Raw genomic sequence first — 22567 nt, forward strand, 5'->3', positions numbered from 1 at the left:
ACAAGTATAAATCATTATAGGATCATAAGAAAAGACAAGCTTTACCAAAACAAAAAATATACGTATAGCGGGAGGTAGAATACGATGATCGATCCAAGCTGGTACACACAATTAACATTAGAAGATGATGCTTATGATGTGACTGAAGAAGTAACATTTGAAGGAGACTATACATTTCAACTGATGGGGCAAAAGGTTGTGATGCAAGTAGAGTTTATTCAGGCGATTGACAATGAAGAAGAGATTGAACATCTGACGGCTCCTTCTATAGAACAACAACAGATCTGGGAGCATTATATCGAGCATAGCGAATATATTCAGCAGCATGTGTTACAGATCGTTTTTGAACATTATCAAAAGATTGAAGAGCGTTATCGTCAAGCATGGCAAATTGATCCGCAAGATCCTGCTACGATTCAAGAACGAGATCAATCAATTCCGTATATTACACAGCCGGAGCAATTAAAAGCGTATATAACGTTACAAGGATTTCTGATCAAAGAAACTTCAGCGGAAGCGACGTACTATCTTAATTTTCACTGTACATGGGATACAGAACATGGATTAGGAGTCAAAGTAGTTGATCACCAACCTGTTCATGTGAGTACTTTTTATACAGCATACGATATCGATTAAACGGTAATTAACTAATAAAGTATACGCTTACATTTATTGTTTGAAAGCGATTCAGTTCTGTATGCTCTGGTATAAGTATAAAGTGAGCCTTATGACCTTAGCGATTGCTGACGAAAAATGTCACCACCTAAGATGAAAGATGCGGTTTAGCGAAATTACAAAAATTACCTGATAAAGACATTGTATTTATTCGTGTAATCGGTTATAATAAGAGTAACGAAAACGTGACTGGTACTCACATATTGTAGAGGGTTGTTATGTTAGAAGGCGAAGAGCCTTGTACAATATGTGATTATTCTATTTTATCGGATGTTAATCTTCTGAATAAAGAAGGTCATGTAAATTTAATTTCTTTGGAGGTACTACAATGCAAACAGGTACAGTAAAATGGTTTAACGCAGAAAAAGGATTTGGTTTTATCGAAGTTGAAGGCGGAAGCGACGTATTCGTTCACTTTTCTGCTATCACTGGCGACGGTTTCAAAACTTTGGACGAAGGTCAACGCGTAGAATTCAACGTTGTTGAAGGAAACCGTGGTCCACAAGCTGAGAACGTTGTAAAACTGTAATTCAGTTTATAAGACGCCCTTAACGTTAGTTAAGGGTGTTTTTTTATTCAAATATTTGTAACTTGTGCAAGAAACAAATAGATATTACTACTGGGAGGGGACTACACATGTACTATTCACGGAAAAATCCATCGCAAGAGATTCCAATGGCAATGACTGATATATGGGAATGTACAAATCCAGATTGCAAAGGATGGATGCGAGATAACTTTGCACTTGCAGATGTACCGGTTTGTTCACAATGCAAGTCGCCCATGACCCGCGCTCAAAAAGAATTGCCGGTGTTGGATAATACGAGCTATAGTAGACCCAACAAAAAGCGTTAATTCGGATGAAGAGTTTATCAACAATATTAAAAAGCATTAGTTTACTGATGGATGATTGTGATCCACAGATAGACTGATGCTTTTTTTAATTTAATATCATTTGAGATTAACTGAATATAACAGTCATTTACATAAACAATAGAAAATGATAACTATAATCCAAATATTTGGTGTATACCTCTTTGCATAAATGATATAACATAGTATACTAAATGATAATAGTAAATCTAAATTGAAGGTGATTGTATGGCAGATAGTTCAATATCGCTTAAACCGAGATACGAGCAAATGTATTTAACGTTACGTAATCGTTTTCATTCAGGCGAATATACAATAGGGGATAAGATTCCATCGGAGAAAGAATTGATGGAACAATTTGAAGTGAGCCGGATCACTTCGAAGAAAGCGTTAGATATGTTAGTGCAAGATGGATATATTGTACGGCAACCCGGTAGAGGTTCTTTTGTTATCTATAATGGAGATCAACTCGAAATGATAGAAACAGAAGATGGAGACAAATATGATGCTCCAAGCAGACCACGTACCGATCGTAATCAGATTGTACTTGGGCTCATTATGGAAGATTTTAGCGATAGTTATGGTAAAGAAATGCTGGTCGAAATGGAAAGAACTGCGCAAAAAATGGGTGTATATTTGATGTTACGGCTTTCTTTTTCACAGACCGATATCGAAGAAAACGCGATACGAATGTTGAGAGATTATGGAGTTGATGGGCTGATTATTTATCCGACACGCGGGCAAATATTTAATTCAGAGATCTTAAAATTGGTAATAGATCGCTTTCCGCATGTACTGGTCGATCGCTATGTCAAAGGGATTGATTCGACGTCGATTAGCACGGATAATGTAGCCGCAGCAAGCCTGGGTACACATTACTTGTTGGATCAAGGACATCGTCATATCGCGTTATTAACGTCCAAAGTAACCGATAATGTAGCGATTGAAGAACGAATCGAAGGATTCGTACAAGCCCATGCGGAACGTGGTGTGGTACTGGATCGCTCGTCGTGGTTAACCGATATGTACTGGAATAGTAATCAAGAAGAAGATGAGCAAGTGCTTGTTCAACATAATGTAGATATGATCCAGCAGATGATCGAAGCACATCCGCAGATCACAGCATTATTTGCGATGCAGTATGAACTAGCATTATTCGCCAAAGAAGCGATCGAACATATGGGACTGCATATCCCGCAGGACATTTCGATTATTTGTTTTGATAGTCCGCAGGCAAGTGCAGCATTATATCCATTTACACATATGCAACAAGATCAACAATCATTAGGCAGATTAGCGATAGAAAATGTACTTGCGCTGATCGAAGGTGCATCATTGCCTAGCAAAATTTCGTTACAAGCGAACTTGATTCATGGACATTCTGTTGCAGAAGCGTCTGTTCATTCATAAGTAATCTTATTCAAAGATGTATCTTGCTTGTTAAGAAGATACATCTTTTTTGCATAGATATACATTAGGTATACTTAATATTTTTCTTTAATAACATAATATAATGTATTGACATGTTAATAAGGTGTGATTTATTATATAGCTATAAATGTAAGCGCTTAATAAGAGGGGGATTGCAATGAATGATATCGGAAATGGTGTGTTACCATTCTCTGTTCAACAATTGATAGCAGATGTACAAGCCCATCTTACAGAACGTCCCAAGCTCGCACGTATGTTCAATAACTGTATCAGTAATACACTAACAACTACGCTCAAGCCTTTAGAAGATGGAACTGTATTTGTGATCACTGGAGATATTCCTGCAATGTGGTTACGGGATTCAGCCGCGCAAGTTAGACCTTATCTTATCCTTGCTAATGAAGATGGAGAGTTAAGTGATCTAGTAGCCAATGTAGTCAGACGACAAATACATTATATTCAGCTTGATCCTTACGCGAATGCTTTTAATGAAGCAGAGAATGGCAATGGACATCAGGACGATAAGACAGATATGAGCAAATGGATCTGGGAACGCAAATATGAGATCGATTCGCTATGTTATCCGATTCAGTTAGCTTATCTCTTATGGCGGACTACAGGAAGAATTGATCATTTGGATGAACATTTCCGCAAAGCCTGTCATATTATTATGACATTATGGCGTACCGAACAGAAGCATAATGAACATTCACCGTATACGTTTGAACGAATCGATTGTCCGGTATCCGATACGCTCCCTTATGAAGGCAAAGGAACTCCGGTTGGCTTTACAGGGATGACATGGTCAGGATTTCGACCGAGTGATGATGCTTGTGAGTACGGATATTTGATTCCTTCGAATATGTTTGCTGTAGTGGTATTAGGTTATATGGAGCAGATCGCAAGCGAAGTGTATCAAGATGAAGAATGGATTTCTCAAGCTTCTCTATTAAAAGCACAAATTCAAGCAGGTATTGAGGAATATGGTATTGTAGATCATCCTGAATTTGGACGGATATATGCTTACGAGACCGATGGATTAGGCAATTATAATCTGATGGATGATGCTAATGTACCCAGTCTACTTTCGCTTCCTTATCTAGGTTATTGCACGCTAGATGATCCATTGTATCAAAATACTAGAAAGTTTATACTCAGTCAGCACAATCCTTATTATTATAGCGGTACAGCAGCTCAAGGGATTGGTAGTCCTCACACCCCTCCTCAATATATATGGCATATTTCGTTAGCTATGCAAGCTTTGACATCCCAACATCAATCAGAAATTCTATCTTTGCTACACACTTTGGAAAATACCGATGCAGATACTGATTTTCTTCATGAAGGCTTTCATATGGATCGACCGGAAGAATATACACGTGAATGGTTTTCATGGGCTAATTCGTTATTCAGTGAACTGATTTTGACATACTGCGGTTATACAGTTCCCAGCGGTAAAATTCAATCGTCATAAGCTTGTGCAGTAATAGCTATTACGTCATACCCGGTAAATAACACCTTAGATGTCACATGATGTTGTACCCAGAATTAACGATAAGGGAGCGATAACGATGGCAAAAGGCAAACGTAAATGGATAGCAGGGTTATTGGTTAGTTTGACTGTATTAACAGCAGCATGTTCGAATAACAGCGCAGGAACGAGTGCTTCTGGAGGAGATTCATCGAACAAAGTGGTCAAAGTAGCTTATGGAAAATGGAATGAAACAGATAACTGGGGAAAATGGTTAACCAGTGTCAAAACAGAATTTGAGAAAGCGCATCCAGGGGTCACCGTTGAATTGCAACCGATTCAAGGAGCACAATATGCGACCAAAATTCCATTATTGATGTCTGATCCAAGTACAGCTCCTGAAGTACTGGCTGAAGATTCTTTTATGATCAATGCAGATAGTGAAGCAGGATATTTGGAACCGCTTAAAGTAGATAGCTGGTCAGATTGGAGTAATTTTAACGAAGCCATCAAAGCCGCGGCAAAAGGAAAAGATGACAAAACGTATGGCATCCCTTTCTCTACAGATGTACGTGGATTGTATTACAACAAAGAGCTATTTAAAAAAGCAGGCTTACCGGTTCCATGGCAACCTAAAAACTGGCAAGATATTTTAACCGCTTCCCAGACGATTCATGAGAAATTACCAGATATTATTCCATTCTGGATGAACTCCGGTAAAGCAGGTCAAGAAGCGACAACGATGCAGACGTTTGAAATGTTATTATACGGCACAGAAAATCCGCTATATGAAAATGGCAAATGGATTACACAAAGTCCGGGAATCTTGAGCTCGCTTAACTTTATCAACAATATTTATTCTAATGGCTTCGGGCCACCATTATCTCAAGTGCTGACTGCACAAGCAGGTCAAGTGTTAGAAACAGACTTGATGCCGAATCAAAAAGTTGCGATTGCACTTAATGGTAACTGGTTGACAGGGACATGGGCATCTTCAGGTAGCAAACCATGGCCAGAAGCGTTAGACGTCTATGATTTTGTCAAAATGCCAACAGAAAATGGACAAGCACCTGGATTCACTTCTATGTCTGGTGGCTGGACACTTGCTGTAGGTGCTAAATCTGTAGAAAAAGAATTAGGTTGGGAATTTATTCAACTGGCTGTCAATGAAAAACACAATAAAGAATTTGCGATGTTAGATGGGGCATTAACACCTCGCCTTGACGTAGCGAAAGACAAAGAATACAGCGAACAACCGGGTACATTGTATGCCAAAGCGGCTGATTTTATCACTTACACTCATGTTCGTCCAAGCACAGCCGATTATCCTGTTGTCTCTACTGCTATTCAAGAAATGGTTGAAAAAGTAGTCACTAAAGGGGCGAGCCCTCAAGACGCAATGACCCAATATGCGCAAAGTGTACAGCGTAGCGTGGGTGCAGACAAAACAGAGACCAAGTAAAGGAAGAGCATCGTTCAATCTATGATTGGCAGATAAGGTTGAGTAGAGGCGGGATCTAGCGTCGATCAGCCTTATCTGCTCGTCAGGATTGTCCGGTAAAGGAGGGTTCCAGATGGAAGTGTCACATCCGCGTGTGTCCAAACCCAAACGCCATGGAAGTGGTGAGCAATGGCGGGCAGCTTTATTTTTATCCCCTAGCTGGTTGCTATTGTTACTGTTCTTTTTTGTTCCAACGATTTTGACATTTTATTTTGCTTTTACCAATATGGCACTTACTGGTGCAACAGCAGCCAAAACAGAATTTATCGGGTTTGAGAACTTTAAATACATGTTTCAGGATGCTAACTTTCGTACGTCCGTATGGAATACATTAATTTTCTTGATCTTCTCAGCAGTGATCGGGCAACAAGTGATGGGCTTTATTATCGCTGTAATGATGAACGGTCGCAAACAATGGTTCCGCAGTGTCATTGGTTCGATCGTGATTGCAGGTTGGGTAGCTCCAGAAGTGGTATGTGCGTTTGTATGGTTTGCCTTTTTAAACGATACAGGAACCGTCAATACTGTTATTGAATCGCTTGGCATGAAGCCGATAGCCTGGTTGTATACTTTTCCAATGGTATCTGTCATTATCGCTAATATCTGGCATGGTACAGCCTTTTCGATGATGGTATTTCAGGCGGCATTAGGAGATGTGCCAAAAGAAGTTGAAGAATCAGCGATGATTGATGGTGCTTCAGCATGGCAACGGATGATTCGAATTACGTTACCGATGATTATGGGCTCAGTCACTACAAATATGGTATTGGTGACATTGCAGACGCTCGGTTCATTTACATTAATCTATGCGTTAACCGGTGGTGGGCCTGGGATGGCGACCGAGACATTGCCTATCTATATGTATCATCAAGCTTTTGTAAATTATCAATTAGGTTATGGTACAGCGATCTCACTAATGTTGTTAGTGATCGGTATTGTTGCCAGTCTGTTGTATATGCGCATGTTGAAAGTGAAGTTATAAAGGAGGAGAGACCATGAGCAGTCTAAATCTCGGTAAACGGCGTCGCATGAATCGCTTTGTCGTTGCACGTACGTTGCCTTATATTATTCTCTCTCTAATCGGTATGTTATTTTTATTACCTTTATTATGGTTGTTATTTGCATCGCTTGATCAAAATGCGACATTAGCTCTCAAGCTTCCAAGTGCATTTACATTGGATAATTACGTCTCTACTGTTACCAATACCGATAACCAGAAATCGTTTGGTAATGGATTGATATTGGCTGTCGGTCAGGCACTGCTTGTAGTGGTCGTAGCAGGGCTTGCTTCTTATCCATTGTCTCGTTATCAACTCAAGTATAAACGTTCATTTATGTATATCATTTTATTTGCTACAGGCTTGCCAATTACAGCCGTTATGGTGCCTGTTTACCAATTTTTTATCTATTTTCGTATGCAGGATTCGCTCTTTTTTACAGTACTGTTTTTGACTGCATCGGCACTTCCTTATTCGATCTGGATGATGAAGAACTTTATGGATTCGGTTCCGCTTGAATTGGAAGAAGCGGCATGGGTAGATGGTGCTTCGATCTGGACAACATTGCGATTGGTTATTGTACCGTTAATGTTACCGGGTATTTTTACTGTAGGCATCTTTGCTTTTGCAGGCAGTTGGGGTAACTTTTTGGTACCGTTTATTTTGTTACAAAGTCCGGATAAATTACCTGCCGCAGTAACGATTTATCAATATTTTGGGCAAAATGGTCTGGTGCAATACGGTACACTTGCTTCGTTTTCAATTATTTATACGATTCCAGCAGTGGCATTATATATTATCGGACAGCGTTATATGTCGCAAGGATTTAGCTTTGGCGGTGCGAATAAAGGTTGATCTCCAATATGCTCTAATGTATTCAAAGCATGTGTTAAAAAGAGTGATGATAGCTTGTAGATCATTGCTCTTTTTTTTGATTTGTTGCTCTATATCGAAAATTGTTGTCAGTTTACATAAAATTTACTGAAATCACTTGGTACAATAGAAGGAGTATTGTATGATATAGGTTGTGAAATCATCCCAATACTTATGAATGGACAAGGTGAATAAATATAATGAAACCAATAGATTTGCAATATAAGATGCCTGCGGAATGGGAACAACATGAACGTACATTATTATCTTGGCCGATTATGGATTCGATGGTCTATCCTGATGATTATGCTACTGTATGTGATGGATATGAAGAATTAGTGAGTGCGATTGCTGAATTTGAGCCAGTTACACTGGTTGTGAATCCAGATGATGTAGACAATGTCAGCAAACGTTTTGTCGGTCAAGCGGTAGACTTTTTGCCACTTGCACATAATGATGCTTGGTTACGTGACAATGGCCCGACGATCGTTGTTAATGACAAAGGTGAACGTGCAGGGATCAACTGGCACTTCAATGCTTGGGGTGGTAAATACGAGCCGTGGGATCTGGATGATGCAGTAGCTCCAGCGATTCTTAAACACTTGAATATTCGTCAATTCGATGCACCACTTGTACTTGAAGGCGGTTCGATTCATGTAGATGGTGAAGGCACTATGCTGACAACTGAAGAATGTCTGCTTAATACGAACCGTAACCCTGATCTATCTCGCGCAGAGATTGAACAGCATGTCAAAGACTTTACCAATGTAGAACAAATTATCTGGCTCAATCGCGGACTAGCTGGTGATGAAACAGATGGGCATGTTGATAATGTCGCTTGTTTTGCAGCTCCTGGTAAAGTGATTATTCAAGTGTGTCATGATCCTGCCGATGATAATTATGAGATCACGCAAGAAAATCTACGTATCTTAAATGATGCTGTCGATGCCAAAGGACGCAAATTAGAAATTATCGAGATTCAGCAACCACCTATGGTAATGCATGGTGAGCAACGTTTGACACTGAGCTATTTGAATTTCTACTTCGTTAATGGTGGTATTATTTTACCGGTATTCGGCGGTACAGCAGAAGAAGCGGATCAACATGCGATGAATGTATTGCAAGACACTTTCCCTGATCGCAAAATTCGTGCCATCAATGGTATGGCTGTGATTCGCGAAGGTGGTAATGTCCACTGCACAACGCAACAAATTCCTGCTCAAGCTTAATATAGACCTACATGACCTTACTATAGAAAGGATGATAACAACATCATGAGAAATGTAAAAGTAGCGGCTACTCAAATGAGCTGTACGTGGGATATCGATGACAACATCCGCAAAGCAGACAAATTGGTTCGTGAAGCGGCAGCGCAAGGAGCGCAAATTATTTTGCTACAAGAATTATTCGAGACTCCATATTTCTGTCAGAAAGAAAAAGCAGAATATTATCAATATGCAACTGAATTGGAGCAAAACAAAGCGATCAATCATTTCCGTCTAGTGGCGAAAGAATTAGATGTGGTGTTGCCAATTAGCTTTTACGAAAAGAAAAATTATGCGCGTTATAATTCACTTGCTGTGATCGATGCAGACGGTGAGATTCTTGGCAAATATCGCAAAAGCCATATTCCAGACGGTCCGGGGTATGAAGAGAAATTTTACTTTAATCCAGGAGATACAGGGTTCAAAGTATGGGATACCAAATATGCCAAAATCGGCGTCGGAATCTGCTGGGATCAATGGTACCCTGAAGCGGCACGCTGTATGGCACTGATGGGTGCAGAATTGTTATTTTACCCGACAGCTATCGGTTCTGAGCCACAAGATACATCGATCGATTCCAAAGATCACTGGCAAGCATGTATGCTCGGTCATGCTGGAGCGAACTTGATTCCTGTGATCGCTTCAAACCGAATTGGCAAAGAAGAAGACGAAGATTCTTCGATCAACTTCTATGGTTCTTCATTTATTGCAGGCGCTCAAGGTAACAAAATTCAAGAAGCTGATCGGAACAGTGAAGGGGTATTAGTAGCTGAATTTGATCTGGATCAATTGGAAACGCAACGTCTAGAATGGGGCATTTTCCGTGATCGTCGTCCTGAATTGTACGGTATCATCGGTACGTATGATGGTGAGAAAAAAGTTTGATTCACCTATAGATCTAGTGATATACAGCATAATCCAAAAGCAACTCAAGCTTTTAACTCAAAAACACTTTGTTATCTTTCGAGATAATAAGGTGTTTTTTTTAGGTTCTATCTTTGCCGAGGTTGCATACGTTTTTGGAGAGATAGCATACATATCGTTATTCTGTTCAGTCTATGTGCTAAGTCATGTGATATGTATGAATTGTTCTTAATGGTTCAATAACGGTTAATACTACATTAAAGTATTAACAGACTACTAAGGAGGATGACAGATGACTACTAAACGCCACATTACACTCAAAGACGGAACAGTTTTACCTGCAATTGGACAAGGAACATGGAATATGGGCGACGATTCTTCTCGTAGACAAGAGGAGATCGATGCGTTGAAATATGGAGTAGAATTAGGCATGACGGTGATCGATACCGCAGAAATGTATGGAGAAGGACGTTCAGAATTGCTTGTAGGTGAAGCGATTCAAGGGATGAGAGATCAAGTGTTTCTGGTCTCCAAAGTCTATCCTCATAATGCAGGTGGAGATTCCTTGATCCGTAGCTGTGAAAATAGTCTGAATCGATTGGGAACCGACGTGTTAGACTTGTATTTACTTCATTGGCGTGGACGTATTCCTTTGGAAGAAACGATCAAAGGGATGGAAAAATTGGTACAAGAAGGTAAGATTCGCCGCTGGGGTGTATCGAATTTGGACACAAAAGATATGCAGGAAATGATGAAATTACCTAATAGTGACCATTGTGCAACCAATCAAGTATTGTATCATTTGGGATCACGCGGTATAGAAGTGGATTTGTTACCATGGCAAAAAGAACAAGGAATGCCGATTATGGCGTACTCTCCACTAGCACAAGCAGGATCGTTACGAAGCGAACTCACTACAGATGCTACAGTACAACAGATTGCCGAGCAACATGGCGTGCATCCTTTCCAAGTGTTGCTGGCATGGTGTATTCGTGATGGCAATGTACTAGCGATTCCCAAAGCATCCAGCCGTAGTCATGTAGAAAGTAACGCTCAAGCCGCAGAACTGGTATTAAGTGAAGCAGAAATCGCTCAATTGGATCAAGCTTTTCCTGCTCCAGATCACAAAGTACCATTGGATATTATTTGATATGTACCACTATCGGTTCACCAGTAGCTGGAAGATGGAGACGCCAAGAGAGCAATTGTGGGAACTTGTGGATCATTTTGAAGATATCGATTTCTGGCAAGGGGTAAGCTTTGCGAAAATAAAGCAAACTGGAGATGCGAATGGAGTTGGCGATGAGTACGAGTGTACATTTCGCACCAAAATGTTATTCAAACTCAAAATTCTGCTAAAAGTAGCTGATAAAAGCAAACCCAATCAGTTTAAATTAATGGTAGAAGGCCCGCTAGCTGGCGAAGGCACCTGTTTTTTAGAAGAATTAGATCATGGACAGGCGACATTGATTCGTTGTGTCTGGGAAGTCCGTTTAGATCACTCTATGTTGCGAATGAGCAATCCAGTTATGCGCCCTGTCTATGTATGGAGTCATAATAAAGTGATGGATGAAGGGGTAGCAGGAGTAGGTCGACATTTGCAAGCCCGCGTATCTGAAGCTTCTCATATTACCAAAATATATCGTTAATACATCGCTGATGATCAGGCAACAATTTTTACACAGGGGGCATCATTATGGGGAAATATGAGTTCACCGAAAGCTGGTTACTGGAAGCAAGCACGCATGAGGTGTGGGATTTGATTAAAGATTTTGAGAAATTGCATTGCTGGCAAGGCGTGTCATTTCAGCGGTTGCAAGAAGGTGCCAGCAAAAATGGAATAGGCGATAAATATAGAATGAATATGAGAACCAAGCTCTGGTATACGATTTCGCTTGATTTTGTAGTCACTGAAAAGCAAGAACAGACGCTGATTTGTCTGGAAGCTTATGGTGATCTTAGCGGTCAAGGGATATTCCGATTGCAAGAAAGTGGAGCGTATACTCGTCTGGATTACGACTGGCAAGTACACACTAACAAACCATGGATGCAGCGCTGGGAACCGTTATTGCGTCCTCTTTTTATCTGGAATCATAATCGTGTTATGGGGGAAGCAGTGCGAGGTATATCTAATCAATTGGGCGCGCGTCTGGTATAATCAATAGATACTAATCAGATGCAGGAAGTGAATATATGTACCAAAAAGCAGTGCTACGGCTACTATTAATCATACTAATTATGGTGATTGCAGGATGTAATCACCAAGCGAGTGATGAAGAAAATTCGTACCGAATCGATGATGTAAATGTTCGAGCTTTTGTTTTACCGAATGGGAACTTGGATGTGCACGAGTTTTATACGTATACCTTTTTAGATGCTTTTCATGGAACTACTCGTTCTATAGGTCAACAAGGTCATAGGGGTATTTCTAATTTTCAAGCCTATGCTATTCCTAAAGGAGACAGTATACAGTCTATTATTGAACATCCTGAACGTTTAGAATTGTTACCGGTTCAGCAGTATAGTAACAGTAAGCTAGATACCTACCAAATTTTCAAGTCTTCTGTACATGAGACTCAATCTTTTTATTATCATTATGAAATTCAACAGGTTGTACATAAATATACAGATATTAGTGATCTTTACTGGTCTTTTTTTGATCAACAGAATAGTAGCACACTTCACAATGTCCAAATTAGTATTACATTACCGCAAAAAGGCTCTATACAAGATATACATGCTTATCTCAAAGACAAGTATGGCGGAACGCTTTTCTTTGATCAAAATCGAACCGTTTATTATGAAAATAAAGAACTTCCTGCACATCGAGTATCAGAAATACGTATATTATTTCCAGCGCAAATGATGTCTAATATGCAGGCACAACCGATTTTAGCCAAAGATTCACTAATTAGTGAAGAAGACACATTGGCTATAAAATATGCATCAAGAACTGCAAACTTAGAACAGTTACGATCCATTTCAAATCTTGTTATGATTGGGTTCATTCTTCTTATTATCGGTGGGTTAATCTGGCGAATCTATCATCGTCGTCGTGCTAAAAATGCTCGCTTCGCTGTCGGAGAGTTAGAACATACAGATCCTTTATTATTGGCTTATTTGTGGCATCCAGGTCAGATTATACCTGAAGATATTATAGCTTCGTTATTCTCTTTGTATCGTCGGAATGTAATTACTATAGAGACTGTTCCGATTCGACTTAATTATCTTCATGATAGTACAGCACCGGATTATACATTACGCTTCTCAATTAAAGATGTGATTTCTATCCCTCTGCAAAAAGATGAACGTTATTTGTTAGAATGGCTTTTCACTGACTCTCAACGCAGTTTTACATTAGATACTTTAGCAGGACCGACTTCGCAAGAAAAGCATGATCCAGAGCGGATGGAGTATTATCGTGTTCAATATAAAAAATTTTATAAACATTATCGAAAATGGAGCAAACAAGTCAAGAAACGGCTAGATTGGAATAGCTACTATCATGCGCCTATGCTGTTGTCTCCTATATGTATTATTCTAACGCTACTACATGCAGGGATGCTGGCTTATTTATACGTGATAGATATTTTGCCGTCGTTCACAACTACTATAGGATTAACTAGTCTAATCATCATGACAGGAATTACGATCGTATATTATCGTTCCAAATTCGTATTTACGTTATATATGATCGTATATGTATTGATACTGACACTTGGTGTGACTATATCCGAGGTATACACTCTGTTACTATGGTGTAGTATTTTATTATTAATAGGACGTTATGTATTACCTAATAAAGTATGGACAGCTCAAGGATTGCCTTATCGTTATGGAATTAAGTCATTTCGCGAGCAATTACGTACAGGTGGTTATACACATGAAAATAATCCAGAACAGTTAGATCTATTACTCCAATACAGTATTATTTTGAAAGAGGGTACATCTTTTTTAGCTACACATCCTCAACTCACTAGTTACCAACATATGAGTCAGACGGTTCCATTACTGTCTTGGGCAGAAATAAATACTTATACCATTCAATACACGTATCAGACGATGAGGAGATCCACATATTCTCCATCGGATCCTTCAACAATCTATACTCCTAATTATCGTAACGATTCAGATCAAAACCATTCCGATTCTTCTTCTAATCATTCTTCAGGTGGCGGCGGAGGAGCAGGTACTTTTTGAGAAATAACGATTTGCTTTCATATATATTTAACATTATGTTTACTTCATTAAAGATCGGGTAAGTTGTAGATAAGCAATACACACAGGAATCAAATGAAATGAACGTATATATTGAATAGGATGAAGGAGGAAATGAAAATGACTGGAAGAAAAGCGTTATGGAGTGCTATTGGAATGGGTGCGGCGTACCTTATGCGTAACAAAAGTGCACGCGATAAAGTGATCTCTCAAGTTCGTCGTGTAGCAACGTCGATGCGTGATAAGAAAAATGGTAATTCATCCAACACAACGAACAATAACTATTAATAGATTAGATCATAAAAAGACAGATCAAACGTCTACAACGTATGCTTTATACGAGGTGGGCGTTTTTTTATTGACAAATACCAAGTTATCAGATAGGATTTAAAAATAAACCGACTGACGAGTCAATCAAGGGGTTGATCGTATCGATCATACAACGTTAAGTTCTCGTGAACAGGATGCGATAGAGAAGCGTGAAAAGTTAATGCAGATTGCCCTCAAGCAATTTGTTGATGCTGGTTATCATGCAACTAAAGTGTCTGATATTGTTGCAGAAGCAGGGGTAGCGCAAGGAACGTTTTACTGGTATTTCAAAAGCAAAGAAAGTATAGCACTTCAAATTATAGAGCAAGGTAGACAGCAGTTATTGGAAGTGATTGGTGTAGGTTACCGTACCCATTCAGGTACTGCCGATGATATGGTGCAAGCTTCGGAGAAATTGTTATATCGATTATTTCAATTTGCCGAGCAACACACTCATTTGATGCGCATGTTGCTTGATGGTACAGGATTTAGCGAAGCAGTACGGGAACAGATTATGCTTACCCGTTCACAGATGGAGCAAGGATTTGTGCAAAATATTCAGCGGGCGATAGAGTTAGAGATGTTACCTGTACATACGGAAGCATCTGTAAGGGCAGCTTTTCTAATGAGTCTGATCGAAGGGGTAATTGTACGCTGGTTGTTCAGTTCAGGTACAAGTGCATCTTCTTCAGGGCTGGTGAATCATACCGCTGAACAATTGGCAAAAGAAACAGCACGTTTTGAATTTTATGGTCTGCTGGGCAGAACCGATTAAAGGAGAATACAATAATGAAATCATTACGTCGTACGTCTACACCGATCGTTTGGGCAATGTTACTTATGGTGGTATTGAGTGCTTGCGGTAATGCGGCTCCACGTTCTACAGCTACTGATCCAGCGAGCAATACCAGTGCAGAGACTACAGCCACCGCTACTTCAGGTAATACACTGGAAGCGATCAAATCTGCTGGTGTACTGAAAGTCGGATTAATGGGCACATATGCACCTTATAATTTTTTGAATGCAAATAAAGAAGTAGACGGATTCGATGCAGATATCGCCAAAGAAGTAGCCAAGCGTCTGGGCGTCAAAGCTGAATTTACAACACAAGCTTTTTCAGGATTGATTCCAAGTCTACAAGCAGGCAAGTTCGATGCGATTATCAGTCAGGTCACAATTACAGACGAACGTAAACAACAATTGGATTTCTCTGACCCGTATATTACCAATCAGGTCAAAATTATCGTGAATGCTAACAATACAGATATTACAAAGCTAGCTGATTTTAAAGATAAAAATATCGGTGTAGGTCTGGGAACAAATGATGAGACCTACCTACGTACAGAAGTATTGCCACAAGTCGGTAACTTTAATATCAAAACGTATAACGATGTAATCACTTCTTTACAAGATTTGAATGTAGGTCGTATTGATGCCACGATCAACAATATTTATGCTCTCAAACCTATCGTTGAAGAAAATGGATTCAAAATCAAAGCTGTCGGTGATGCAATCAAATCCGACCAAGCTGGTATTGCGATTCGTAAAGATAATCCTGACCTTTTAAAAGCACTGAACAAAGCGTTAACAGATATGAAAGCAGACGGTACGTACGAGACTATTTTTGTAAAATGGTTCGGTGAAAAGCCTGCTGCTGAATAATAACAATTATTAAAGCTTGATCAGGACTGCGTTCACTACGGTGCGCAGTCTTCTGTTTTACCATGATCAAGAGAGGAGATTATAGATATGCAATTAGTATGGGATAACCTACCTTTTCTTTTAAAAGGTGCAGGTTATACATTGTTGATTACGATCATATCCATGTTTTTCGGATTGATTATCGGGGTGATCGTAGCGATTGCGCGTATGCAAGGCAACCGTCCGATTCGCTGGATTGCCCGGTTCTATGTATCTATTATTCGGGGGACGCCGGTGCTTGTACAGCTAGTGATCGTGTATTACGGGCTGACTGATTATGGAATTACACTGGATGCGATTCCTGCCGCTTGTATTGCTTTGAGTATCAATATTGGTGCGTATTTATCAGAGACTTTTCGCGGAGCGATTCTTTCGATTCCAAAAGGGCAGACCGAAGCGGCTTATGCAACAGGGATGACATCAGCACAGACGATGTGGCGTATTATTTTACCACAAGCGGCACGTACAGCGATTCCACCGATGGGAAATACATTTATCGGTATGCTTAAAGAAACGTCATTAGTATCGGTTATTACGGTCACCGATCTATTGCGATCTGCTGATTTGTTGATTGCTCAATATTATGTATATATGCCTTTTTATATTGGAATTGCGATCATGTACTGGATTATGAGTACGATATTCTCAACGATTTTGGAACGTATTGAACGACGATTGGCTAAAGCATACTAAAACGAATGTGAGGGAAGTATTATGATCCAAACTCGTGGATTGTCCAAAACATTTGGTACACATCAAGTATTACATGAGATAGATCTGGATGTACAAGCAGGCGAAATTGTTGTACTGCTAGGCCCCAGTGGTTCAGGAAAAAGTACATTACTGCGCTGTCTAAACGGATTAGAAGATCTAAGCGCAGGTTCGATAGAAGTGAACAGTATTCAAGTAACTAGCACGATGAAGCTGAAAGAACGTCAGCACAAAATGCTCCAAATTCGTAGACAGACAGGTATGGTATTTCAACAATTTAATTTGTATCCTCACAAAACAGCACTCGGAAATGTAACCGAATCTCTCCGAATGGTCAAAAAGCTAGAAGCGACTCATGCTCGGCATGTCGGCGAACGAGTATTGGATCGAGTAGGCTTATTGGAAAAGAAAGATCAATATCCTTCAAGGCTGTCAGGAGGACAACAACAACGTGTCGGTATTGCTCGTGCATTAGCGATGGAGCCAGACATTATTTTATTTGATGAACCAACATCGGCACTTGATCCAGAATTGGTAGGAGAAGTGTTGGATGTTATGAAATCTCTAGCGCAAGAAGGAATGACGATGATTGTTGTTACCCATGAGATGAAATTTGCCCGTCAGGTGGCGAATAAAGTGATTTTTATGGATGAGGGACGCATTATCGAGCAGTCTGATCCTGAATCTTTTTTTGAACGACCTGTAACAGAAAGAGCGCAACGTTTCCTTAGTAAAGTGATGGATTATTAATATAATATACGAAAGCAGGTAGAGATCATGAACGTAACTACAGTATGGAATGGTAAAAGAGCATTTGAAGCAGTAGGTCCTTCCGGTTATCCAATCGGTATGGATGCTACAGCCGCGTATGGTGGTGATGGTAAAGGCGCAACACCAATGGAATTATTGCTTGCGGGTCTAGCAGGATGTATCGGTATTGATATTACAATGATTTTAGATGCGTTTTTGCATAATATTGATAAAATTGAGATCGAAACGGAAGGTACGCGCAAAGAAGCTATGCCTAAAGGATTTACTGCGATCGATCTTATTTTCAAAGTAGATGGAGATATTCCAGATTATCGTGTGTGGAAAGCGATTCAAATGGGCAAAGAAAAGTATTGTGCTGTCTCTGATTCACTAAGTGCAGATATTCATTATCGTCTGATTTTGAATGGTGAAGAAGTGGTACAACCTGCTTAATAGTAAAGAGATATCTTGTTGCTTATACAAGATATCTCTTTTTTTATATCATAAGCGTGATCTTGAATCGGAATAAGTGAAAAATTATACATAATAAAGATAGTCAACGACTATTCGTTAAACGCATTAAAGGGTAGTTTATACATATGAAAGCTTTCCGATTCTCAATTGCGAAAGTGCGTACGGCAACATGGAGGGGAATACAGTGATTAACCATTCAGAACAAAATCAATTGATTTATGAACATATATATCGTATGTCTCCTTTTGGGATTGCTGTTATTTCACCTAAAGATGGAGCTTGGTTACAGGTGAACCCTGCTTTTTGTAAAATGCTTGGTTACTCTGAAGAAGAAATGTGCCGGATGCGTGAAGAAAATATTACTTGTTTGGAAGATCAATTCCAAATCGGATATCAAAGTATATATGCACAAATGAAAGAAAACCAATCCGAACAATATCATACAGAACATCGGTATTTGCACAAAAAAGGTCATTTAATCTGGACTTCTATCGATATTTCGATTATTTATGATATGCAGCATCAACCTTTATATTATATTGCTCAATTTCAGGATATTACTTCGCAAAAAGAACATGAAATGATTATTGCGGAGAATGAAGATTTATATACTTTAATTACCGAGAATGCGCGCGATTTGATTTCATATAGTACGCCGGATGGGATATTGCGTTATGTGTCAGATTCATTTTATGCTGTGCTAGGCTATCATCCTGAAGAAATGATCGGGCAAGATCGAATGCAATATTATCATCCTGATGATGCATTACAAATGAAAAATAGCGGGAATACGTATCTAGAATGGGGTACGATGACCCGTCGTCTTAAACATAAAAAAGGACATTATTTGTGGTTCGAGATTTTATTTCAAGTGGTACGCAATGATCAAGGAGAGATCGAGAAAGTTCTAGGTGTTGGACGTGATGTGAATGAACGCAAAAAGAATGAAGATCGACTGGTTGAAGCTCAGCGCATCGCGCATATTGGAGCATGGGACTGGGATATTTCGAATGGTTCCTTTAGTTTTGCAGAAGAAACAAGACGTTTGTTTGGATATGCATTTAGAGCGGAAGAGCCTTATAGCGAAGATATTTTGAAAATGATCCATCCTGAAGATCTACCGGATTTCCGTAAAGCGATTCGTTACACGATGCTTACTGGTGAAGGTGGCGAACATATTTACCGGATTATTTTAGCCGATGGTACGATGAAATATTTGCAGTCTCACTGGAGTGCAGCACTTGATGATCGAGGTCAACCGATTCATATTATTGGGATGACTCAGGATATTACAGAGCGCACACGTATGGAAGAACGTCTCAAAGATAGTGAACGTAATTATCGCTTGATCTCAGAGCAATCGCTAGATTTTATATCACGTAATTCTGTAGAAGATACTACGTATCTGTATTGTTCACCAGCTTGTTATTCTATTCTGGGTTATCAGCCGGATGAGTTAGAAGGAACACCAGCGATAGAGTATATTCATCCTGATGATGTAAGTGATATCAAACAGTATATGACCTTGAATCTGCAAGGAGAACAGCCTCAACCGATTACGTATCGTCAGCGCCACAAATCAGGTAGCTACGTATGGATGGAGTTGTCCGGTCGCTATGTATACGATGAACATGGCAATATTCAAGAGATGGTGTCGATTGCGCGTGATATTAATGAGCGCAGACAGGCGGCTTTGTTAATCGAAGAAAGCGAACAACGGTACAAATCGTTATTTGAATATAATCCAGCAGGGGTATTTTCATTTGATGTGAATGGACGTTATACCACTGTTAATTCTAATATGGAAAAATTACTAGAACGTACAGAAGCCGAACTGATCGGTATGCCTTTTGAACCGCTGGTCGCTCCTGAAAATATTTATGATACAGCGGAACATTTTGAACTGGCTTTAAAAGGAAAACCGCAGACGTATGAATCTCAGATTATTTTGAAAAATGGAGATCGGCGCGCCATCAGTCTGGTGAATGTGCCGATTGTGGTAGATAAGCAAATTGTAGGTGTCTACGGTATAGCGACAGATATTACTGAAATGAGAAGGTATATTGAACAGATCGAGAAATTGAGTAATGAGTATACACTGATTCTGAATTCAGTCTCTGAAGGTATCTTCGGTCTGGACAATGAAGGCGTCGCTACCTTTATTAATCCGGCGGCAACGCGGATGTTAGGCTTCCATGCACGTGAGTTGATTGGTAAACATCTGCTGGATATGTTCCAGCTAGCTCATCCAGATGGAGGGCCGTATGTAGCGAAAGAAAATCCGATCTATGTTGCTCTATTAGAAGGTTGTTTTCATGAAGAACAGGAAGCGATTTTCTGGCGTAAAGATGGTTCCAGCTTTCTCGTATCGTATCGTATTACACCGATCTGGGATCGAGGTAAGCGCAAAGGTGCTGTTATTGTATTTAATGATATTACGAATGAAAAGCAAATTATTCGTGCCAAAGAATTAGCGGAACGTGCTGATCGTGCGAAGTCTGAATTTTTGGCTATTATGAGTCATGAGATTCGGACACCGATGAATGGGATTATCGGCATGACAGGATTATTAGCAGATACACCACTGGACGAAGAACAATTGAGCTATACCGAAATTATTAAAGACAGCAGTGATGCGTTACTGCATATTCTGAATGAAATTTTAGATTTCAGTAAAATAGAAGCCGGTAAAATGGTGCTGGATCATGAACCGATTGATCTAGTGATGTTAGTCGATAGTGTACTGGATCTATTCACTTCTCGTGCTGCTGAAAAAGATATTCAGTTAACTTATCATGTCGATAACCGCGTACCTGCTTCAGTCGTCGGCGATGCGTCTCGCTTGCGACAAGTGTTGGTTAACTTGGTTAGTAATGCGATTAAATTTACCGATCAAGGAAGTGTACGATTGTCGATTTCGCTATTAGATATGCGCTCGACAGGAGAATGTATTTTGGAGTTTGAGATCAAAGATACCGGAATCGGTATATCTTCTGACAAACAGGATAAACTGTTCCAATCGTTTTCTCAGCTTCATCCTGCCATCAACCGTAAGTATGGAGGAACAGGTCTAGGTCTAGCTATTTGTAAAAAGCTGATCGAGCTGATGGGTGGTTCGATCGATGTGGATAGCGAAGAAGGGCAAGGAGCAACATTCCGTTTTGTAGTTCCTTTCAAACCATTTGAAGAACCGAAGGCTATTGAAGCTATAGGGACAAATAGCGAACAACAGAACCGTTATATGATGCCTGAATTTAAGTATGGCCCTTTACGGATTCTACTGGCAGAAGATCATCCCGTTAATCAGAAATTAATGGTAGAGATTTTGAAAAAGATTGGTTATCAAGCAGATGTAGCGAATAATGGACGTGAAGCATTATCGGCGGCTATCGCTCATCCTTACGATATTATATTTATGGATATACAAATGCCTGAGATGGATGGTATTGAAGCTACACGTAATATCCGGGAGCGTCTAACCGAACAAGAGCAACCGGTGATTATTGCGGTGACTGCTTTTGCACGAATGGAAGATCGTCAAATGTGTTTGGACGCAGGTATGCAAGACTTTATTAGTAAACCATTACGCTTTCCCGATATTGATCGTGCATTACAACAATATGCTAAATATATTCAGCAATCCGAATAAAGGAGGAGTCACATGAAGCGCAAACTATTAATAACAGGCGCAAGTGGTGTGATTGGGAAGAGTCTTTATCAAGGGTTACAACAAGAATATGATGTACTGGCAACAGATATTGAAGGCGATACAGCACAAGGGATACAACCATTAGATATTACTGATGCAGAGCAAATCAAACAAAAAACGGTAGGGATTGATACGATATTGCATATAGCCTGGCAAAAAGATGAAGATGACTTTTTGGGCGTAGCTTTACCTGTCAATGTAACCGGTGCTTATCATTTGTTTGAAGCCGCCAAGCAAAATGGCGTTAAACGGATTATTTTCGCAAGTTCGAATCATTCTACAGGCTTCTATCAAGTAGGAGAAACGATAGATGTAAATGATCCGTATCGCCCTGATAGTATTTATGGCTTGAGTAAATGTTATATTGAATTGTTAGGACGTTTGTATAGCGATCAAAATCATCTTTCTTCTTTCAATATTCGTATTGGAAATTTTCCTGGTGATGATCGACCTCATTCAGAACGTGCTACTCATATCTGGATCTCTGAACGTGATCTACTTCAGTTGGTGAAATGTTGTATAGAAGCACCAGCAGAGCGCAAATATATGAATCTGTACGGTACATCAGCGAATACAGATAATTATTATAATATTGATTATTTAGCAGAAGAGATTGGTTATCGTCCTCAAGATGATGCTACCGAGGTATTGGCTGCTGAGAATCAAAAGAAAGAACAACTTCCGCAAGATGAGACATTATTTCAAGGTGGGCAAGAAGGATAATTATCATAAAAAACAACAACA

At 39.7% G+C, this 22567-nt stretch carries 22 protein-coding genes; all 22 read left to right on the forward strand.

The window, feature by feature from the left end; all coding sequences use genetic code 11:
• Nucleotides 1-84: 84 nt before the first annotated feature.
• Entirely contained in the window at nucleotides 85-636 is a 552-nt protein-coding gene (locus PQ456_RS01505; protein ID WP_273614537.1) for a DUF6985 domain-containing protein, read from the forward strand.
• Between the two features lie 367 nt (nucleotides 637-1003).
• Nucleotides 1004-1204, forward strand: coding sequence for a cold-shock protein (locus tag PQ456_RS01510; protein ID WP_069329657.1), 201 nt, complete (start codon nucleotides 1004-1006; stop codon nucleotides 1202-1204).
• A 107-nt stretch (nucleotides 1205-1311) separates the two neighbouring features.
• Nucleotides 1312-1530 carry a cold-shock protein gene (locus PQ456_RS01515; RefSeq protein ID WP_204826365.1) on the forward strand — a complete coding sequence of 73 codons (219 nt, stop codon included), beginning with the start codon at nucleotides 1312-1314 and terminating at the stop codon, nucleotides 1528-1530.
• Between the two features lie 246 nt (nucleotides 1531-1776).
• Complete coding sequence (locus tag PQ456_RS01520; RefSeq protein WP_273614538.1) at nucleotides 1777-2958, forward strand: GntR family transcriptional regulator; 1182 nt, start codon at nucleotides 1777-1779, stop codon at nucleotides 2956-2958.
• Nucleotides 2959-3136: 178 nt separating this feature from the next.
• On the forward strand, nucleotides 3137-4453 hold the full coding sequence (locus PQ456_RS01525) for a glycoside hydrolase family 125 protein (RefSeq protein WP_273614539.1): 1317 nt from the start codon (nucleotides 3137-3139) through the stop codon (nucleotides 4451-4453).
• Between the two features lie 97 nt (nucleotides 4454-4550).
• Nucleotides 4551-5912, forward strand: coding sequence for an extracellular solute-binding protein (locus PQ456_RS01530; RefSeq protein ID WP_204826368.1), 1362 nt, complete (start codon nucleotides 4551-4553; stop codon nucleotides 5910-5912).
• Between the two features lie 112 nt (nucleotides 5913-6024).
• Nucleotides 6025-6933, forward strand: a complete 909-nt coding sequence (locus tag PQ456_RS01535; protein WP_273614540.1) for a carbohydrate ABC transporter permease — start codon at nucleotides 6025-6027, stop codon at nucleotides 6931-6933.
• 13 nt (nucleotides 6934-6946) lie between these two features.
• A complete protein-coding gene (locus PQ456_RS01540) occupies nucleotides 6947-7804 on the forward strand; it encodes a carbohydrate ABC transporter permease (RefSeq protein ID WP_373462021.1) in 858 nt (285 codons plus the stop codon).
• A gap of 218 nt (nucleotides 7805-8022) precedes the next feature.
• On the forward strand, nucleotides 8023-9051 hold the full coding sequence (locus PQ456_RS01545) for an agmatine deiminase family protein (RefSeq protein WP_273614541.1): 1029 nt from the start codon (nucleotides 8023-8025) through the stop codon (nucleotides 9049-9051).
• 45 nt (nucleotides 9052-9096) lie between these two features.
• A complete protein-coding gene (aguB, locus tag PQ456_RS01550; RefSeq protein WP_273614542.1) occupies nucleotides 9097-9972 on the forward strand; it encodes an N-carbamoylputrescine amidase in 876 nt (291 codons plus the stop codon).
• Nucleotides 9973-10243: 271 nt separating this feature from the next.
• The gene (locus PQ456_RS01555; protein WP_273614543.1) at nucleotides 10244-11101 is read left to right on the forward strand and encodes an aldo/keto reductase; all 858 of its coding nucleotides are present in this window, start codon (nucleotides 10244-10246) and stop codon (nucleotides 11099-11101) included.
• A 34-nt stretch (nucleotides 11102-11135) separates the two neighbouring features.
• The gene (locus PQ456_RS01560; RefSeq protein ID WP_273614544.1) at nucleotides 11136-11600 is read left to right on the forward strand and encodes an SRPBCC family protein; all 465 of its coding nucleotides are present in this window, start codon (nucleotides 11136-11138) and stop codon (nucleotides 11598-11600) included.
• A 47-nt stretch (nucleotides 11601-11647) separates the two neighbouring features.
• Nucleotides 11648-12109 (forward strand): SRPBCC family protein, encoded by a 462-nt coding sequence (locus tag PQ456_RS01565; RefSeq protein WP_273614545.1) that lies wholly within the window; start codon nucleotides 11648-11650, stop codon nucleotides 12107-12109.
• Between the two features lie 35 nt (nucleotides 12110-12144).
• Nucleotides 12145-14151 carry a DUF2207 domain-containing protein gene (locus PQ456_RS01570; protein WP_273614546.1) on the forward strand — a complete coding sequence of 669 codons (2007 nt, stop codon included), beginning with the start codon at nucleotides 12145-12147 and terminating at the stop codon, nucleotides 14149-14151.
• A gap of 138 nt (nucleotides 14152-14289) precedes the next feature.
• The gene (locus tag PQ456_RS01575; RefSeq protein ID WP_273614547.1) at nucleotides 14290-14457 is read left to right on the forward strand and encodes a hypothetical protein; all 168 of its coding nucleotides are present in this window, start codon (nucleotides 14290-14292) and stop codon (nucleotides 14455-14457) included.
• A gap of 202 nt (nucleotides 14458-14659) precedes the next feature.
• Entirely contained in the window at nucleotides 14660-15253 is a 594-nt protein-coding gene (locus PQ456_RS01580) for a TetR/AcrR family transcriptional regulator (RefSeq protein ID WP_273614548.1), read from the forward strand.
• Between the two features lie 14 nt (nucleotides 15254-15267).
• Nucleotides 15268-16140 carry a substrate-binding periplasmic protein gene (locus PQ456_RS01585; RefSeq protein WP_273614549.1) on the forward strand — a complete coding sequence of 291 codons (873 nt, stop codon included), beginning with the start codon at nucleotides 15268-15270 and terminating at the stop codon, nucleotides 16138-16140.
• A gap of 87 nt (nucleotides 16141-16227) precedes the next feature.
• Entirely contained in the window at nucleotides 16228-16872 is a 645-nt protein-coding gene (locus tag PQ456_RS01590; RefSeq protein WP_273614550.1) for an amino acid ABC transporter permease, read from the forward strand.
• A gap of 21 nt (nucleotides 16873-16893) precedes the next feature.
• Nucleotides 16894-17640 carry an amino acid ABC transporter ATP-binding protein gene (locus PQ456_RS01595; protein ID WP_273614551.1) on the forward strand — a complete coding sequence of 249 codons (747 nt, stop codon included), beginning with the start codon at nucleotides 16894-16896 and terminating at the stop codon, nucleotides 17638-17640.
• Between the two features lie 27 nt (nucleotides 17641-17667).
• Complete coding sequence (locus tag PQ456_RS01600) at nucleotides 17668-18093, forward strand: OsmC family protein (protein WP_204826381.1); 426 nt, start codon at nucleotides 17668-17670, stop codon at nucleotides 18091-18093.
• A 205-nt stretch (nucleotides 18094-18298) separates the two neighbouring features.
• Nucleotides 18299-21763 (forward strand): PAS domain S-box protein, encoded by a 3465-nt coding sequence (locus PQ456_RS01605; protein WP_273614552.1) that lies wholly within the window; start codon nucleotides 18299-18301, stop codon nucleotides 21761-21763.
• A 12-nt stretch (nucleotides 21764-21775) separates the two neighbouring features.
• Nucleotides 21776-22546 carry an NAD-dependent epimerase/dehydratase family protein gene (locus PQ456_RS01610; protein WP_273614553.1) on the forward strand — a complete coding sequence of 257 codons (771 nt, stop codon included), beginning with the start codon at nucleotides 21776-21778 and terminating at the stop codon, nucleotides 22544-22546.
• Nucleotides 22547-22567 lie beyond the last annotated feature (21 nt).

It is taken from the genome of Paenibacillus kyungheensis, from assembly GCF_028606985.1.
In the GTDB taxonomy this organism is placed as follows: Bacteria; Bacillota; Bacilli; order Paenibacillales; family Paenibacillaceae; genus Saccharibacillus; species Saccharibacillus kyungheensis.